The sequence below is a fragment of the Bacillus sp. YP1 genome, from assembly GCF_000877815.1.
Classification (GTDB): domain Bacteria; phylum Bacillota; class Bacilli; order Bacillales; family Bacillaceae; genus Bacillus; species Bacillus subtilis.
Window position 1 is genome coordinate 280,046 of record NZ_CP010014.1, and the last position, 16,931, is coordinate 296,976.

A 16,931-nucleotide genomic window follows, 5' to 3' on the forward strand; every position below is an offset into this window, starting at 1 on the left:
AAAAGGGCAGTGTTTTTTCCCGTATATACAAAAGAAAGAGAGGGACCTTACTTGATTAAGCGAACAGTAAAAAACATTGCCGAAATGGTTAAAGGCACACTAACAAATCCGCAATATGAACAAACAGTCATTCATGGAGTGGCAACCGATACAAGAAAACTGGAACAACATCAGCTCTTCATTCCGCTGAAAGGGGAACGTTTTGACGGCCACTCTTTTGTGGAGCAGGCTTTTGAAGCTGGTGTAGCGGCTGTTCTTTGGGATCGGTCAGTACCAAATCCGCCCGAGAATCACGCCGTCATTTTAGTGGACGATACCCTTACTGCACTTCAGCAACTTGCAAAAGCCTATTTGCAGGAGCTTGGCACGCGTGTCATCGGAGTAACCGGAAGCAATGGCAAAACGACAACAAAAGATATGATTCACGCCGTACTGGGGACCCAGTACCGTGTCCACAAAACTGGAGGAAACTTCAATAATCATATCGGTTTGCCGCTGACAGTTTTAGCGATGCCTGAAAATACGGAGATCGCCGTATTGGAGATGGGAATGAGCGCCAAAGGAGAAATTGACCTCTTGAGCCGCCTGGCAAACCCGGATGCGGCAGTGATTACGAATATCGGCGAATCGCATATGCAAGACCTCGGCTCTAGAGAGGGCATCGCGGAGGCGAAGCTTGAAATCATTAACGGACTTAAAGAAGACGGAGTGCTGATTTATATCGGGGACGAGCCGCTCCTTCAAAATGCATACAGCTGCCAGACGAAAACGTACGGTACGGGAACGCATAATGATTATCAGCTTCAGGATGTCAGCCAGAGTGAGGAAGGAACCCATTTTACAATCAAAGGGATAGAAAACACGTTTTTTATTCCGATACTCGGCAAGCACAATGTGATGAACGCCATGGCAGCGATTGCTGCAGGGGCTTATTTTGGCATCGCGCCTGAGGATGCGGCAAAAGGACTGAGCGGCCTAAAGGTAACCGGGATGAGACTTGAACTCATCAAAACAGACAGCGGCCTTTCGATAATCAATGACGCTTATAATGCGAGCCCGACTTCCATGAAAGCTGCAATTCAATTGACAGAAAGCCTCGAAGGCTACGGCAAAAAAATGCTCGTGCTCGGTGATATGCTTGAGCTCGGCGATCTTGAAGAAACGTTCCATAAAGAGTGCGGCGCTGTGATCAGCCCTGATAAAATTGACCGCGTCTTTACGTACGGAAAACTGGGAGCTTTTATCGCGGAAGGCGCCCTGAAACACTTTGAGAAAGGCCGCGTCAGCCATTACACTGAGAAAAAAGATCTCCTCCAAGCTGTGAAGGGAAACGCATCAAAAGGCGATTTGATTTTATTCAAAGCGTCCAGAGGTATGAAGCTTGAAGAAATCGTTAAAGATTTAATAGAGAGCCCGCTTTCATAAGAAAATATTTTGCGAAAAAACGCATATTGCATCATAAAATAACCTGATATGCAAACACTAATGTATGCCGGCCGAAAATTATGTATATCTGGCCGGCTGCGGCTATGATACAATATATATAGGTTATTTCGCGATACGAACATATTCGTCCGGACTTTTCATCGTGACCCGAAGTTCTCCGCTGGATTCTTGGGAGCGGATGGAGCAGCAGCCGGCATATTCGAGATGCCGATCTGCTTCTCATCTTATTGAAAAACAAATAGTGTAATGGTAAGATAAAACTTAAAGTAATTCGGGCTTTGTATACGGATGGATCCTGTCCTTCTTGTCTAAAGGGCAGTTTTATAAGTGGTAAATCACGACATTACTGAAACAGCAATTAGAAGGAGTTTGAATAATTTGACTATAACGTTTCAAGATTTTAATTTAAGTTCTGATCTCATGAAAGCAATTAATCGTATGGGATTTGAAGAAGCAACACCGATTCAGGCACAAACGATACCGCTCGGACTTTCAAATAAAGACGTCATTGGACAAGCGCAAACAGGTACAGGTAAAACAGCTGCGTTTGGTATACCCCTTGTTGAAAAAATTAACCCCGAGTCTCCTAATATTCAAGCAATCGTAATCGCGCCAACCCGTGAATTAGCCATTCAAGTATCTGAAGAATTGTATAAAATCGGACAAGATAAACGTGCGAAGGTTCTTCCTATTTACGGCGGACAGGATATTGGACGGCAAATCCGGGCGTTAAAGAAGAATCCGAATATTATTGTCGGAACACCTGGACGTCTTCTTGACCACATCAACCGCCGCACCATTCGTTTAAACAATGTAAATACCGTTGTAATGGATGAAGCGGATGAAATGCTGAACATGGGATTCATTGACGATATTGAATCTATCCTTTCAAACGTGCCAAGCGAGCATCAGACACTTCTGTTCTCTGCCACAATGCCTGCGCCGATCAAACGCATTGCAGAGCGCTTTATGACTGAGCCGGAACACGTAAAAGTAAAAGCGAAAGAAATGACGGTTTCTAACATTCAGCAGTTCTATTTGGAAGTGCAAGAACGCAAAAAATTCGATACACTGACTCGCCTTCTTGACATTCAGTCTCCTGAGCTTGCGATCGTATTCGGACGTACAAAACGCCGTGTCGATGAGCTGGCAGAAGCCCTGAACCTTCGCGGATATGCAGCTGAAGGAATTCACGGTGACTTAACGCAGGCGAAACGTATGGTTGCGCTTCGTAAATTTAAAGAAGGCGCAATCGAAGTTCTAGTCGCAACTGATGTTGCCGCTCGCGGACTTGATATCTCAGGTGTCACACACGTATACAACTTCGACGTGCCTCAAGATCCTGAAAGCTACGTTCACCGTATCGGAAGAACGGGCCGTGCAGGAAAAACAGGTATGGCGATGACGTTCATTACACCGCGTGAGAAAAGCATGCTTCGCGCAATTGAACAAACAACAAAACGCAAAATGGACCGCATGAAGGAGCCTACACTTGATGAAGCGTTAGAAGGCCAGCAACAGGTTACTGTTGAACGTCTTCGCACAACAATCAGTGAAAACAACCTGAACTTCTACATGACAGCGGCAGCTGAGCTGCTTGAAGATCATGATGCAGTAACAGTGGTTGCGGCGGCTATCAAAATGGCTACAAAAGAGCCAGACGACACACCGGTTCGCTTAACAGACGAAGCGCCGATGGTCAGCAAACGCTACAAGAACCAGCGCTCTTCTAAACGCAGAGACGGTCAAGGCGGCGGCTACCGCGGCGGAAAAGGGAAAAGCAACAACCGTTCTTCCTATGACAAAAAGCGTTCAAACGATCGCCGTTCTTCAGGTGACAGACGCCAGAAAAAATCTTACTAATTTGATCGATTCAGAGCCCAAAACATGATGTTTTGGGCTTTTTTATGTTCGCGATTTGTTATTCAGCAAACTTTCAGCTGACGGAAGCCATTTTTCTCTGTATGCTTAAGAATGAAACCTTTCTGTAAAAGAGACGTATAAATAACGACGAAAAAAAGGGAGGTAGGTATTTTTGAGAGAGCAGCCAAAAAACCAAATCAGTCCAGACGGATTAAAGGTTTGGCGACTTCAAGAGATCATCATATCTGCTGTTTGCTTGCTTATTGTCATTGCAGTTGCAGTGTTAAGCTATTATTTTCATTGGCCGTACTGGATCAGCGGCGTGCTCGGCGCAGTTTGGCTGCTGGGATCGATTGTGACGGTCTTTATCATTCCGAAGGTCCGTCATAAGGTGTGGCGATATGAAGTCCATGAACATGAAATAGATATTCAGTCAGGTATTTTTGTGGTGACACGTGTGATTGTTCCGATGGTTAGAGTTCAGCACGTCGATACGTCACAAGGGCCATTATTAAAAAAATACAACCTGGCAACGGTGAAAATTTCCACGGCCGCGACCGTTCATTCGATCCCCGCTTTAGAGATGGAGGAAGCGGATCGGCTGAGAGACTCCATTTCCCGTCTGGCGAGGGTGACTGACGATGATGTCTGAACCGAAACGCCTGCACCCGGCAGCAGTCATTTTGAATTTATGCCATACCATTATTCAAACGATAAAAAATATCATTCTGCCATTCTTTTTTGTGTATATTGTCAATTCAAACCATACTGTCCGTTTTTACGGAGCCATTGCGCTCGGTGTGCTGTTCATCTGGCTTGTAGCGGCAAGCATTATCAAATGGAGAAGGTTTACCTATCGAATTGAAGATGATGAATTTAGAATTGAAGAAGGCTTATTTGTTACGAAAAAGCGATACATATCGATTGATCGGATTCAAACAATGAATACGAGCGCGGGCCTTGTCCAGCAAATCTTTAAGCTTGTAAAGCTGCAAATTGAAACAGCAGGAGGAGGCAAAGAGGCAGAAGCCGTCCTTTCTGCTATTTCTGTTGAAGAAGCGGAACGCATCAAAGAAGCTGTCTTTAAGAAAAAAGCGCAAAGACGAGAAAATGAACTTGATGAAGAACGGCTTGAAGCTGAAGAGGAGTTGGATCCGTCCGTTGAGGTGCAAGAGCACTATCGCATGAACGCGAAAGAATTGCTCATGGCCGCTTCTACCTCCGGCGGAATCGGAGTCATTATCTCCGCTGTATTTGCACTTATTTCCCAGCTTGATGAAGTGCTGCCGATGGATTGGTTATTCGATAAATTTTCCTTCCTTCAGCACGCCAGTATTGGTATTTACGCGGTACTCATTTTTATCGGTTTATTTATCGCCTGGATTTTCAGCATCGCGGGCATGATGTTTAGATACGCGAACTTTCAAATCATAAAAAAAGAACAGGAACTGGTGATTTCAAGGGGAATTATTGAAAAACATCAAGTCACGATTCCGCTGCGGAAAATACAAGCCATTAAAATCAAAGAAAATATCATTCGCCAGCTTTTCGGATTTGTAACGGTGTCCATCGTCAGCGCAGGAGGCGGCGACCGGGAAAAAGAAGAAGGCGCTTTGACCATTCTCTTTCCAATGATTCATAAAAAAAAGCTTCCGCACATGCTCCGAACATTTACACCGGAATATACGCTGGAAGAAAACTGCCGCCGCCTGCCGCGGCGCGCGTTGAAACGCTATTTGTTCCGTTCTGTCATTTTTTCACTCTTTTTGATCATCCCGTTATGTATCTTCTTTCAGCCATGGGGCTATCTGTCAGTGATCCTGCTGCCGATAGAATTGCTCTTCGGCTATCTCGCGTATAAAGAGGCTGCATGGACGATCAACGGGGACCGTCTTCAGCTGACGTCTAGATTTATAGGCAGAACAACCGCCATTGTACTGAAAAAACGAATGCAGGTCTGCAAGTTCAGCCAATCCTATTTCCAAAAGAAAGGCCGCTTGTATACCATTTCTACTTCGGTGAAATCATCGAGCCATATGGAAGAATTAACGGTGAGGGATGTAGGTGAAGAGGATGCAGCCTTCATTTTAAAGTGGTACTCATATGAAAAAGCGGACGGTTAATACCGCCGCTCTTTTTTTTGCACGCATAAAAACGAAAGAAGAAACCCGCCGCATAGTCCAAACAAATGGGCCATCATGTTAATATTGGAGTTGATAAACGACATGAGAATGGCAAATGCGAGCAGTGTGATGATCATTTTGGAATGCTCCTGCCCAATTAACTCATTGCGAAAAAGAACCATAAACAGGTATACGCCAAATAGCCCGAAAATGGCGCCTGAAGCCCCGACATGCACGTAATCAAGCGGCTCTGTAACATAAGTGCCAATATTGCCGATGATGCCGGAGCCGGCGTATACAAGAAGGAAACGCGCTTTTCCCAGCATGCGTTCCAAAGCCGGGGCAAATAAAAAGATGGACATGGAATTAAACAGCAGATGTGTGAAACCGGCGTGCAGCAAAATCGGTGTGATAAGCCGCCACCATTCACCGTTTGCGACACCTAGATTATAGCCTGTGACGGTATCCCTCCATAACACGACTGAATGGGCAGGAAGTGAAAAAAACAGCCAGAGAACAGCTTGCAAAGCCAATATAAAGGTGACAACGGGGTAAAGCCTGATAAATGTTTGAAAATTTTCAGTCCGTATAAACATTCCGAGCCCCTTTTCTTCATTTTGGTATATCTATAGTAACACGTTTATGAGACAAACCATTTAAATAGTACGTACGCAAAGGAGGTTATCATACATGATTTACGGCATTGGGCTGGACATTACCGAGCTTAAACGGATCGCCTCTATGGCTGGGCGCCAGAAAAGGTTTGCCGAGCGGATTTTGACGCGAAGCGAGCTTGACCAATACTATGAGCTTTCAGAGAAAAGAAAAATCGAATTTCTCGCGGGCAGATTCGCGGCAAAAGAAGCTTTCTCGAAAGCATTTGGCACCGGCATTGGGAGACAGCTCAGCTTTCAGGACATTGAAATTAGGAAAGACCAAAATGGCAAGCCCTATATCATTTGCACGAAACTGAGCCAGGCTGCCGTTCACGTATCAATCACTCATACAAAAGAATACGCTGCCGCGCAGGTTGTGATTGAAAGGTTGTCAAGCTAGTCTGCATATTAGGGAAACCCCACTCATATATTTGATAGTGCATTAAGGGAGACAAGTTGTTTGAGGCTTTTATGGTACGCATCTGTTCTGCCTAAACGTGTACCGAGCGTACCGTTAAAGTCAAACAAGCGATTTCTTCCTTTTACATCAATTGAGAAAAAGGGGTTGAAAAAGGTGAGAAAAAGCTTTGTTTTGCTTTTAACGGGACTGCTTGCTGTTCTTATTCTTTCTGCCTGCGGGCAAAAAACACAGCAAGATATTGTGGCCGGGTTAGATGAAAAGGCGAAAGAATACACCTCGTACAAAGCAAAAGCGAAAATGACCATCGAGACAGGGAGTGAGCCTCAAGTATACAATGTAGAAATCTGGCACAAAAAGCCGTCTCTGTACAGAGTTTATTTAGAAAATCCGAAAAAGGACCAAAACCAAGTCATTTTACGAAATGAAAACGGAGTATTCGTTCTCACGCCGTCTTTAAATAAGAGCTTCAGATTTCAAAGCGATTGGCCGAACAACAGCAGCCAGGTTTATCTGTTTGAATCGCTCGTAAAGGATGTTCAAAACGATTCGGATGCAGTTTTCACAGCGAAAGAAAAGAAATACGTATTTGAAACAAAAACAAATTATCAGCATAACAAAATGCTGCCTACGCAAGAAATCACATTTAACAAAAAAGATATGAGCCCGTCATCTGTCAAAGTGATGGATACTGACCGGAAAGTAATGGTCAAAGTAGAATTCAGCAGCTTTGAATTTAATAAACAATTTGATAAAGAATCATTTGACGAAAAGAAAAATATGACTCTTTCTCAAATGGATGTTGCCACAAGCGCAAAGCCTTCCGATACATTTGCGGTCAAAACGCCGCTGGAACTGCCGCTTGGCGTCAAGCTGCTTGAAGAAAAAGATATATCTACTGAAGACGGGAAGCGCATCATCATGACGTACGGAGGAGAAAAATCATTTACGTTAATTCAGGAAAAAGCCCAGATTGCCAAGGCTTCCTCCTCCGTTACGCTGAACGGCGAACCGGTAAATCTCGGCTACACCATCGGCGCCTTGTCGGATGCATCATTGTCATGGACATATGAAGGCGTAGATTACCTTCTCTCTTCTAAAGATCTTTCTAAAGAGGAAATGGTGACAGTAGCAAAAAGCATGCAGGGACAATCATCGAAATAACAACAAAGGCCAAACATGATTTGGCCTTTTTTTCGTTAGACATCGTTTCCCTTTAGCCTTTAATTTTAGTATGATATGTAAATGATATTGAATAAAAGCTAGGAAGTGTCGTAATGAGCACAAAACCTTTTTACAGAGATACGTGGGCGGAAATTGACTTGTCCGCGATAAAGGAAAATGTCAGCAATATGAAAAAACATATCGGTGAACATGTCCACCTGATGGCAGTTGTGAAAGCAAACGCCTACGGGCATGGTGATGCAGAAACAGCAAAGGCTGCTCTTGACGCAGGTGCTTCATGCTTGGCCGTGGCTATTTTGGATGAAGCGATTTCACTGCGCAAAAAGGGCTTGAAGGCGCCTATATTGGTGCTTGGCGCGGTTCCCCCAGAGTATGTGGCAATCGCTGCTGAGTATGACGTGACCTTAACAGGTTATTCTGTTGAATGGCTTCAGGAGGCAGCCCGCCACACGAAAAAAGGTTCTCTTCATTTTCATCTGAAGGTCGATACGGGGATGAACAGGCTTGGTGTAAAAACAGAGGAAGAAGTTCAGAACGTGATGGCCATTCTTGACCGCAACCCTCGTTTAAAGTGCAAAGGGGTATTTACCCATTTTGCGACAGCGGATGAAAAAGAAAGAGGCTATTTCTTAATGCAGTTTGAGCGTTTTAAAGAGCTGATTGCTCCGCTGCCGTTAAAGAATCTGATGGTCCACTGCGCGAACAGCGCCGCCGGACTCCGGCTGAAAAAAGGCTTTTTTAATGCAGTCAGATTCGGCATCGGCATGTATGGCCTTCGCCCGTCTGCTGATATTTCGGACGAGATACCGTTTCAGCTGCGTCCGGCATTTACCCTGCATTCGACGCTGTCGCATGTCAAACTGATCAGAAAAGGCGAGAGCGTCAGCTACGGAGCCGAGTACACAGCAGAAAAAGACACATGGATCGGGACGGTGCCTGTAGGCTATGCGGACGGCTGGCTCCGAAAATTGAAAGGGACTGACATCCTTGTGAAGGGAAAACGCTTGAAAATTGCCGGCCGAATTTGCATGGACCAATTTATGGTGGAGCTGGATCAGGAATATCCGCCGGGCACAAAAGTCACATTAATAGGCCGGCAGGGGGATGAATATATTTCCATGGATGAGATTGCAGGAAGGCTCGAAACCATTAACTACGAAGTGGCCTGTACAATAAGTTCCCGTGTTCCCCGTATGTTTTTGGAAAATGGGAGTATAATGGAAGTAAGAAATCCTTTATTGCAGGTAAATACAAGCAATTAACTTACCTAAATGGAGAATTCATAAAACAGCTTTGCTTGAAGAGTGAATAATGGTATCATTATCACTGGATGGATAAAAGAGTCGTATCCGTAAGTTTGGTGGAGGTGTATGTTTTTTGTCTGAATCCAGCGCAAGAACCGAAATGAAAATCAGCTTGCCCGAAAACCTAGTAGCTGAATTGGATGGTGTAGCGATGCGGGAGAAACGAAGCAGAAACGAACTGATATCACAAGCAGTGAGAGCGTATGTCAGCGAACGAACAACTCGTCACAACCGTGATTTGATGAGACGCGGCTATATGGAAATGGCGAAAATCAACCTGAATATTTCTTCTGAGGCTCACTTTGCGGAGTGCGAGGCTGAAACGACAGTTGAGCGCTTAGTCAGCGGAGGATAATCATTTGATTGTGAAACGCGGCGATGTTTATTTTGCTGATTTATCTCCTGTTGTTGGCTCAGAGCAAGGCGGGGTGCGCCCGGTTTTAGTGATCCAAAATGACATCGGAAATCGCTTCAGCCCAACTGCTATTGTTGCAGCCATAACAGCACAAATACAGAAAGCGAAATTACCAACCCACGTCGAAATCGATGCAAAACGCTACGGTTTTGAAAGAGATTCCGTTATTTTGCTGGAGCAAATTCGGACGATTGACAAGCAAAGGTTAACGGATAAGATTACTCATCTGGATGATGAAATGATGGATAAGGTTGATGAAGCCTTACAAATCAGTTTGGCACTCATTGATTTTTAGACATATTTGCAGGTTGCTCAAATAGAGCAACTTTTTTTGTTTTCAAAAAACATAAACGATATAATAGTGAAATAACGAAAAAATATGTTGTTTTTTATTGGGAGGTAAGCGAATTTGATGTCGAATCAGACTGTATACCAGTTCATTGCCGAAAATCAAAATGAACTGCTCCAATTGTGGACTGACACACTAAAAGAATTAAGCGAGCAAGAATCCTATCAGCTGACTGACCAAGTGTATGAAAATATATCTAAAGAATATATCGACATTCTGCTGCTGTCTGTTAAGGACGAAAACGCTGCTGAAAGCCAAATCAGCGAACTGGCGCTTCGAGCGGTCCAAATCGGACTGTCTATGAAGTTTTTGGCTACTGCGCTTGCTGAATTCTGGAAGCGTCTCTACACGAAAATGAATGATAAGAGATTGCCAGATCAAGAGAGCACGGAATTAATCTGGCAGATTGACCGCTTTTTCAGCCCGATTAACACAGAAATTTTTAATCAATACTCAATCTCATGGGAAAAAACAGTATCTCTGCAAAAAATCGCGCTGCAAGAGCTGTCTGCGCCGCTTATCCCGGTGTTTGAAAATATCACTGTGATGCCTCTTGTCGGAACAATTGATACCGAACGCGCGAAACGAATTATGGAAAATCTTCTTAATGGCGTTGTCAAACACCGTTCCCAAGTCGTGCTGATTGACATTACAGGTGTCCCTGTCGTCGATACGATGGTTGCCCATCATATTATTCAGGCATCAGAAGCAGTAAGGCTTGTCGGAGCAAAATGCCTGCTGGCCGGAATCCGCCCGGAAATTGCTCAAACCATCGTCAATTTGGGGATTGATTTATCCCAAGTTATAACTAAGAATACCCTGCAAAAAGGAATTCAAACAGCATTGGAAATGACGGATCGAAAAATCGTTTCATTGGGGGAATAACATTTTGAGACATCCGAAAATCCCGATCTTGAAACTGTATAATTGCTTATTAGTGTCCATTCAGTGGGAACTTGATGACCAAACAGCATTAACCTTTCAAGAAGACTTATTAAATAAAATATACGAAACAGGTGCTAACGGAGTCGTCATTGACCTGACATCTGTGGATATGATTGATTCATTTATCGCGAAAGTGCTGGGCGACGTCATTACAATGTCTAAGTTAATGGGGGCTAAAGTCGTCTTGACCGGCATTCAGCCTGCTGTGGCAGTGACGCTGATTGAACTTGGAATCGCACTTGAGGAAATCGAAACTGCGCTCGACTTAGAGCAGGGGCTTGAGACATTGAAGCGGGAATTGGGGGAATAGCGAATGAACGACCAATCCTGTGTAAGAATCATGACAGAATGGGATATTGTGGCCGCCAGACAGTTGGGACGAAACGTTGCGAAAGAACTGGGTTTCGGCACGGTAGACCAGGCTAGAATTACAACGGCTATTTCAGAATTAGCCAGGAATATTTATTTATATGCCGGCAAAGGGCAGATTGGAATTGAACAGGTCGCAGACAGAGGAAAAAAAGGCCTGAAAATTATAGCGGAAGACCAAGGGCCGGGAATTCCTGATATCCGAAAAGTCATGGAAGACGGGTTTTCAACGTCTGGAGGACTTGGTGCGGGACTTCCCGGGGTCAAAAGGCTGATGGATGAATTCAGCTTAAATTCCGTAGCGGGGGAAGGAACAGAGATACAAGCCATCAAATGGCTTCGGTAGGAGGTAAGAACGTGGATTTTAGGGAGGTTATTGAGCAGCGGTATCATCAGCTGCTTAGTCGATATATAGCCGAATTAACAGAAACATCTTTATATCAAGCCCAAAAATTCAGCCGAAAAACAATCGAGCACCAAATTCCTCCGGAAGAAATCATCAGCATTCACAGAAAAGTGCTGAAGGAGCTGTATCCAAGTCTCCCGGAAGATGTGTTTCATTCGCTGGATTTTTTAATAGAAGTCATGATTGGCTATGGAATGGCTTATCAGGAGCATCAAACCCTTAGAGGGATACAGCAGGAAATCAAATCAGAAATTGAAATCGCGGCAAATGTCCAGCAGACGCTTCTCGGAACTAAAGTTCCTCAGGAGGAAGCGCTGGATATCGGCGCCATCAGTGTTCCCGCTAAACAGATGAGCGGTGATTACTACCACTTTGTCAAAGACAAGGAATCCATCAATATCGCAATCGCGGACGTGATCGGAAAAGGCATTCCAGCGGCTTTATGCATGTCCATGATTAAATACGCAATGGACTCTTTGCCGGAAACGGGCATACACCCTTCTCAAGTGCTGAAAAATTTGAATCGTGTTGTTGAACAAAACGTTGATGCCAGTATGTTTATTACGATGTTTTATGCGAATTACAATATGGACAAGCATCAATTTACATATGCTTCAGCGGGACATGAACCGGGATTCTATTATTCTCAAAAAGACAACACGTTTTACGATTTAGAGGCCAAAGGACTCGTTCTCGGCATCTCGCAGGACTATGACTACAAACAATTCGATCAGCATCTGGAAAAGGGCGATATGATTGTTTTATTTTCTGACGGCGTCACAGAATGCAGAACGGAAAACGGTTTCTTGGAGCGTCCTGATCTGCAGAAGCTCATTGAGGAACATATGTGTTCCTCTGCGCAGGAAATGGTCAAAAACATTTATGACAGCCTCCTCAAATTGCAGGATTTTCAGCTTCACGATGATTTTACGTTAATTGTTTTGCGGAGAAAGGTTTAACGTCTGTCAGACGAGGGTATAAAGCAACTAGTGATTTGAAGGAAAATTTGAGGTGATACGAATGAATATAAATGTTGATGTGAAGCAAAACGAGAATGATATACAAGTAAACATTGCAGGAGAAATTGATGTATACTCAGCCCCGGTGCTTAGAGAGAAGCTCGTTCCTCTGGCAGAACAAGGAGCTGACTTAAGAATTTGCCTGAAAGATGTCAGCTACATGGACAGTACCGGATTGGGCGTTTTTGTAGGGACCTTTAAAATGGTGAAAAAACAAGGTGGTTCGCTGAAACTTGAAAATCTTTCTGAACGGCTGATCCGACTGTTTGACATTACGGGCTTGAAGGACATCATTGATATTTCTGCAAAGTCAGAAGGTGGAGTGCAATGAAGAATAATGCTGATTACATCGAAATGAAAGTGCCGGCCCAACCTGAATATGTGGGAATTATAAGACTGACGCTGTCAGGGGTCGCAAGCAGAATGGGCTATACGTACGATGAAATTGAAGACTTGAAAATCGCAGTCAGTGAGGCGTGCACAAATGCGGTTCAGCACGCTTACAAAGAAGATAAAAATGGGGAAGTGTCAATACGATTCGGTGTGTTTGAAGACCGTTTAGAGGTTATTGTGGCGGATGAAGGAGACAGCTTTGACTTTGATCAAAAGCAGCAGGATCTAGGGCCGTACACACCTTCGCACACAGTTGATCAATTATCAGAAGGAGGGCTCGGTCTATATTTAATGGAAACGCTCATGGATGAAGTCAGAGTGCAAAACCACTCCGGCGTCACCGTAGCGATGACAAAGTATTTAAATGGGGAGCGAGTTGATCATGACACAACCATCAAAAACTACGAAACTAACTAAAGATGAAGTCGATCGGCTCATAAGCGATTACCAAACAAAGCAAGATGAACAAGCGCAGGAAACGCTTGTGCGGGTGTATACAAATCTGGTTGATATGCTTGCGAAAAAATACTCAAAAGGCAAAAGCTTCCACGAGGATCTCCGCCAGGTCGGCATGATCGGGCTGCTAGGCGCGATTAAGCGATACGATCCTGTTGTCGGCAAATCGTTTGAAGCTTTTGCAATCCCGACAATCATCGGTGAAATTAAACGTTTCCTCAGAGATAAAACATGGAGCGTTCATGTGCCGAGACGAATTAAAGAACTGGGTCCGAGAATCAAAATGGCGGTTGATCAGCTAACCACTGAAACACAAAGATCGCCGAAAGTCGAAGAGATTGCCGAATTCCTCGATGTTTCTGAAGAAGAGGTTCTTGAAACGATGGAAATGGGCAAAAGCTATCAAGCCTTATCCGTTGACCACAGCATTGAAGCGGATTCGGACGGAAGCACTGTCACGATTCTTGATATCGTCGGATCACAGGAGGACGGATATGAGCGGGTCAACCAGCAATTGATGCTGCAAAGCGTGCTTCATGTCCTTTCAGACCGTGAGAAACAAATCATAGACCTTACGTATATTCAAAACAAAAGCCAAAAAGAAACTGGGGACATTCTCGGTATATCTCAAATGCACGTCTCGCGCTTGCAACGCAAAGCTGTGAAGAAGCTCAGAGAGGCCTTGATTGAAGATCCCTCGATGGAGTTAATGTAATGATCCAGGTTGAAGAAAACGAGCATATTCAAACTCTAGTATATCAACTGAATAAAGAAGGGAAATCGATTTGCGGTGACAGTTTTTTTATGAAAGCTGATGATAAGGAGTTAATTTGCGCGGTTGCTGACGGACTGGGAAGTGGATCACTTGCTAATGAATCCTCTGCAGCCATCAAAGACTTAGTGGAAAACTATGCGAGTGAAGACGTAGAAAGCATTATCGAACGCTGTAATCAGGCGATGAAAAACAAAAGAGGCGCTACAGCATCTATCCTGAAAATCAATTTTGAGCAAAGGCAGTTTACGTACTGCTCTGTCGGAAATGTACGGTTTATTCTGCATTCCCCGTCTGGTGAAAGCTTTTATCCTCTGCCGATTTCGGGCTATTTATCAGGCAAGCCGCAAAAATACAAAACGCACACCGCCACCTATGAAAAGGGTTCAAAGTTCATTATACATACAGATGGACTCAACGTACCTGATATCCGCTCCCATTTGAAAAAAGGCCAATCGGTAGAAGAAATATCGAATTCGCTGAAAATGTATACGACATCGAGAAAAGATGACCTGACCTATATTCTTGGACAGCTGTCCTAAGAGAATAAGAACAAGAAGAAGCTGGAATACCGGCTTCTTTTTTTTATGTGTTTTTTTCGGTTTTTGATACACTAGAGAAAGAACGACAAAATTGGAGGCTTTGGTTACATGGAAACGTCAGCCCTTTTAAAACAGCAAATTGCGAAAGAAATAGGTTTATCACAAAAACACGTTGAAAGTGTCATCCGCCTGCTTGAGGACGGCAATACAGTCCCGTTTATTGCCCGGTATCGAAAAGAGCAGACGGGTTCAATGGATGAGGTTCAGATTCAGACGATTTCTGAACGCTGGCAATACATACAAAACCTGAATCAGCGAAAAGAAGAAGTCATCAGGCTGATTGCAGAGCAGGATAAACTGACAGATAATCTAAAACGTAAAATCGAGCAATCGGTGAAGCTTCAGGAAGTGGAAGACCTTTACCGCCCTTATAAACAAAAACGTAAAACAAAGGCGACAGTCGCCAAAAGCAAAGGCCTTGAGCCGCTTGCCGACTATATCCTGACACTTCCCCAAGATGATCATCTGGCAGCAACAGCAGACCAATACATCAGCGAAGAAAAAGAAGTGTTCACACGAGAAGAAGCGATTGAAGGCGCCAAGCACATTATTGCAGAACAAATCTCAGACGAGCCGACCTTCAGAAAGTGGATTCGCCAGGAAACCTTCAAAAGAGGAACCATTAAGTCTGCAGCCGGAAAGTCGGCAGACACCGATGAGAAAAATGTGTATGAAATGTATTACGAGTATGAAGAGCCAATTGCAAAAGTCGTTCCGCATAGGGTGCTGGCAATGAACCGCGGCGAAAAAGAAGACATTTTAAAGGTAGCGATCGAACCGCCTGCGGATCACATTAAGGCGTATTTAGAAAAACAAATCATCAAAAATCGCTCAACATCCGTAAGAGAGATTTTGCAGGAGACAATTGAAGACAGCTATAAAAGGCTGATCCAGCCGGCAATCGAGCGTGAAATCAGGAAAGAGCTCTCAGAAAAAGCTGATGAACAGGCGATTCATATTTTCTCAGAGAACTTGAGAAAGCTTCTTTTGCAGCCGCCAATGAAAGGCAAAACCGTTCTCGGTGTTGACCCAGCCTTTCGAACTGGCTGTAAGCTCGCTGTGTCAGATGAGACCGGAAAAGTCTTGAAAATTGATGTGATCTATCCGCATGCGCCAGTCAACAAAACAAAAGAAGCCCATGAAAAAGTGAAAAAGATTCTTGAGCAGTATCAAGTCGAGATGGTGGCGATCGGAAACGGCACAGCATCCAGAGAAACAGAACAATTCATCGTCAATGTACTCAAAGACATGCCGCGCAAAATTTATTATGTGATCGTCAATGAAGCGGGAGCAAGCGTCTATTCGGCTTCAGAGCTTGCCAGAGAAGAATTCCCTGACCTTAAGGTTGAAGAGCGCAGTGCCGTATCTATTGCTCGGAGACTTCAAGACCCGCTCGCGGAGCTCGTTAAGATCGATCCGAAGTCTGTTGGTGTCGGACAGTATCAGCATGACGTCAGCCAAAAACGCTTAAATGAATCTCTGCGGTTTGTCGTCGAAACGGTCGTAAACCAGGTTGGAGTAAACGTCAACACAGCCTCCGCCGCACTGCTTCAATATGTAGCTGGATTATCGAAGTCTGTAGCAGGCAACGTTGTCAAAAAACGCGAGGAAATCGGAAAGTTTTCAAATCGAAAAGAACTGAAGGACATCCCAAGGCTCGGTGCGAAAACCTATGAACAATGTATCGGTTTCTTAAGAGTGCAGGAAGGGACAGAGCCTTTGGATAGAACAGGCATTCACCCGGAAAGCTATAAAGAAACAAAAGCGCTTTTGAAAAAACTCGGACTTTCAACAGAACATATCGGCACGGCGGAATTGAAGGACAAAATCAATCAGCTGGCGCTCTCTGAAACGGCAAAAGAGCTGGGAATCGGCGAAATCACTCTGAAAGACATTTGTGAACAGCTGACAAGGCCGGAACGCGATCCACGCGATGAGGTGCCTAAGCCTTTGCTGAAAACAGACGTCCTTCAGCTGGAAGATTTGAAAGAGGGAATGGAACTGCAGGGCACCGTGCGCAATGTAGTGGACTTCGGAGCGTTTGTTGATATCGGAGTCAAACAAGACGGGCTTGTGCATATCTCAAAATTGAGCAATCAATTCGTCAAGCATCCTCTTGATGTCGTATCTGTCGGCGATATTGTGACAGTTTGGGTTGACGGCGTAGATGTACAAAAAGGCAGAGTATCGCTGTCTATGGTAAAATAAAA

At 44.3% G+C, this 16,931-nt stretch carries 19 protein-coding genes; 18 read left to right on the top strand and 1 reads right to left on the bottom strand.

Annotated features, from left to right (window positions below):
* The first annotated feature begins 51 nt into the window (after nt 1–51).
* The 4 genes from QF06_RS01255 to QF06_RS01270 all read left to right on the top strand — a co-directional run bounded on the left by QF06_RS01255 (nt 52) and on the right by QF06_RS01270 (nt 5,432).
* Entirely contained in the window at nt 52–1,425 is a 1,374-nt protein-coding gene (locus QF06_RS01255) for a UDP-N-acetylmuramoyl-tripeptide--D-alanyl-D-alanine ligase (RefSeq protein ID WP_041850766.1), read from the top strand.
* A 399-nt stretch (nt 1,426–1,824) separates the two neighbouring features.
* Entirely contained in the window at nt 1,825–3,309 is a 1,485-nt protein-coding gene (gene cshA, locus QF06_RS01260) for a degradosome RNA helicase CshA (RefSeq protein ID WP_003246685.1), read from the top strand.
* 172 nt (nt 3,310–3,481) lie between these two features.
* Entirely contained in the window at nt 3,482–3,961 is a 480-nt protein-coding gene (locus tag QF06_RS01265; RefSeq protein ID WP_003234318.1) for a PH domain-containing protein, read from the top strand.
* The gene (locus QF06_RS01270) at nt 3,951–5,432 is read left to right on the top strand and encodes a PH domain-containing protein (RefSeq protein WP_041850723.1); all 1,482 of its coding nucleotides are present in this window, start codon (nt 3,951–3,953) and stop codon (nt 5,430–5,432) included. The genes QF06_RS01265 and QF06_RS01270 overlap by 11 nt, the downstream gene beginning before the upstream one ends.
* Here the strand turns inward: QF06_RS01270 and QF06_RS01275 are convergent.
* Nucleotides 5,429–6,028 carry a rhomboid family intramembrane serine protease gene (locus QF06_RS01275; RefSeq protein ID WP_041850724.1) on the bottom strand — a complete coding sequence of 200 codons (600 nt, stop codon included), beginning with the start codon at nt 6,026–6,028 and terminating at the stop codon, nt 5,429–5,431. The genes QF06_RS01270 and QF06_RS01275 overlap by 4 nt on opposite strands.
* Nucleotides 6,029–6,122: 94 nt before the next feature.
* On the opposite strand from QF06_RS01275, the gene acpS reads away from it, so the two are divergent.
* The 14 genes from acpS (at nt 6,123) to QF06_RS01345 (ending at nt 16,929) form a co-directional block, all read left to right on the top strand.
* Nucleotides 6,123–6,488 carry a holo-ACP synthase gene (gene acpS / locus QF06_RS01280; protein ID WP_015252768.1) on the top strand — a complete coding sequence of 122 codons (366 nt, stop codon included), beginning with the start codon at nt 6,123–6,125 and terminating at the stop codon, nt 6,486–6,488.
* Between the two features lie 165 nt (nt 6,489–6,653).
* On the top strand, nt 6,654–7,670 hold the full coding sequence (locus QF06_RS01285; RefSeq protein WP_072557167.1) for a LolA family protein: 1,017 nt from the start codon (nt 6,654–6,656) through the stop codon (nt 7,668–7,670).
* Between the two features lie 113 nt (nt 7,671–7,783).
* On the top strand, nt 7,784–8,953 hold the full coding sequence (gene alr / locus QF06_RS01290; protein ID WP_015252766.1) for an alanine racemase: 1,170 nt from the start codon (nt 7,784–7,786) through the stop codon (nt 8,951–8,953).
* Between the two features lie 115 nt (nt 8,954–9,068).
* Nucleotides 9,069–9,350 (top strand): type II toxin-antitoxin system antitoxin EndoAI, encoded by a 282-nt coding sequence (gene endB / locus QF06_RS01295; RefSeq protein WP_003225183.1) that lies wholly within the window; start codon nt 9,069–9,071, stop codon nt 9,348–9,350.
* A 4-nt stretch (nt 9,351–9,354) separates the two neighbouring features.
* Nucleotides 9,355–9,705, top strand: coding sequence for a type II toxin-antitoxin system endoribonuclease NdoA (gene ndoA / locus QF06_RS01300; protein ID WP_003156187.1), 351 nt, complete (start codon nt 9,355–9,357; stop codon nt 9,703–9,705).
* A 114-nt stretch (nt 9,706–9,819) separates the two neighbouring features.
* A complete protein-coding gene (gene rsbRA / locus QF06_RS01305; protein WP_009966610.1) occupies nt 9,820–10,644 on the top strand; it encodes an RsbT co-antagonist protein RsbRA in 825 nt (274 codons plus the stop codon).
* A 4-nt stretch (nt 10,645–10,648) separates the two neighbouring features.
* Complete coding sequence (gene rsbS, locus QF06_RS01310; protein ID WP_003225190.1) at nt 10,649–11,014, top strand: RsbT antagonist protein RsbS; 366 nt, start codon at nt 10,649–10,651, stop codon at nt 11,012–11,014.
* A gap of 3 nt (nt 11,015–11,017) precedes the next feature.
* Nucleotides 11,018–11,419, top strand: coding sequence for a serine/threonine-protein kinase RsbT (gene rsbT, locus QF06_RS01315; RefSeq protein WP_003246640.1), 402 nt, complete (start codon nt 11,018–11,020; stop codon nt 11,417–11,419).
* An 11-nt stretch (nt 11,420–11,430) separates the two neighbouring features.
* Nucleotides 11,431–12,438 (top strand): phosphoserine phosphatase RsbU, encoded by a 1,008-nt coding sequence (gene rsbU, locus QF06_RS01320; RefSeq protein WP_003234295.1) that lies wholly within the window; start codon nt 11,431–11,433, stop codon nt 12,436–12,438.
* 61 nt (nt 12,439–12,499) lie between these two features.
* On the top strand, nt 12,500–12,829 hold the full coding sequence (gene rsbV, locus QF06_RS01325; RefSeq protein ID WP_003234298.1) for an anti-sigma factor antagonist RsbV: 330 nt from the start codon (nt 12,500–12,502) through the stop codon (nt 12,827–12,829).
* Complete coding sequence (rsbW, locus tag QF06_RS01330; RefSeq protein WP_003234299.1) at nt 12,826–13,308, top strand: anti-sigma B factor RsbW; 483 nt, start codon at nt 12,826–12,828, stop codon at nt 13,306–13,308. Before rsbV ends, rsbW begins: the two co-directional genes overlap by 4 nt.
* The gene (gene sigB, locus QF06_RS01335) at nt 13,274–14,062 is read left to right on the top strand and encodes an RNA polymerase sigma factor SigB (RefSeq protein ID WP_003246715.1); all 789 of its coding nucleotides are present in this window, start codon (nt 13,274–13,276) and stop codon (nt 14,060–14,062) included. The genes rsbW and sigB overlap by 35 nt, the downstream gene beginning before the upstream one ends.
* A complete protein-coding gene (rsbX, locus tag QF06_RS01340) occupies nt 14,062–14,661 on the top strand; it encodes a phosphoserine phosphatase RsbX (RefSeq protein WP_003246608.1) in 600 nt (199 codons plus the stop codon). The genes sigB and rsbX overlap by 1 nt, the downstream gene beginning before the upstream one ends.
* Nucleotides 14,662–14,769: 108 nt before the next feature.
* On the top strand, nt 14,770–16,929 hold the full coding sequence (locus tag QF06_RS01345; RefSeq protein WP_041850726.1) for a Tex family protein: 2,160 nt from the start codon (nt 14,770–14,772) through the stop codon (nt 16,927–16,929).
* Nucleotides 16,930–16,931: the final 2 nt, after the last annotated feature.

Coding starts and splice junctions, on each gene's coding strand:
- QF06_RS01275 (WP_041850724.1), bottom strand. CDS start 6,028: ATGTTTATACGGACTGAAAATTTTCAAACATTTATCAGGCTTTACCCC.
- acpS (WP_015252768.1), top strand. CDS start 6,123: ATGATTTACGGCATTGGGCTGGACATTACCGAGCTTAAACGGATCGCC.
- rsbW (WP_003234299.1), top strand. CDS start 12,826: ATGAAGAATAATGCTGATTACATCGAAATGAAAGTGCCGGCCCAACCT.
- QF06_RS01270 (WP_041850723.1), top strand. CDS start 3,951: ATGATGTCTGAACCGAAACGCCTGCACCCGGCAGCAGTCATTTTGAAT.
- rsbX (WP_003246608.1), top strand. CDS start 14,062: ATGATCCAGGTTGAAGAAAACGAGCATATTCAAACTCTAGTATATCAA.
- rsbT (WP_003246640.1), top strand. CDS start 11,018: ATGAACGACCAATCCTGTGTAAGAATCATGACAGAATGGGATATTGTG.
- sigB (WP_003246715.1), top strand. CDS start 13,274: ATGACACAACCATCAAAAACTACGAAACTAACTAAAGATGAAGTCGAT.
- rsbV (WP_003234298.1), top strand. CDS start 12,500: ATGAATATAAATGTTGATGTGAAGCAAAACGAGAATGATATACAAGTA.
- alr (WP_015252766.1), top strand. CDS start 7,784: ATGAGCACAAAACCTTTTTACAGAGATACGTGGGCGGAAATTGACTTG.
- QF06_RS01345 (WP_041850726.1), top strand. CDS start 14,770: ATGGAAACGTCAGCCCTTTTAAAACAGCAAATTGCGAAAGAAATAGGT.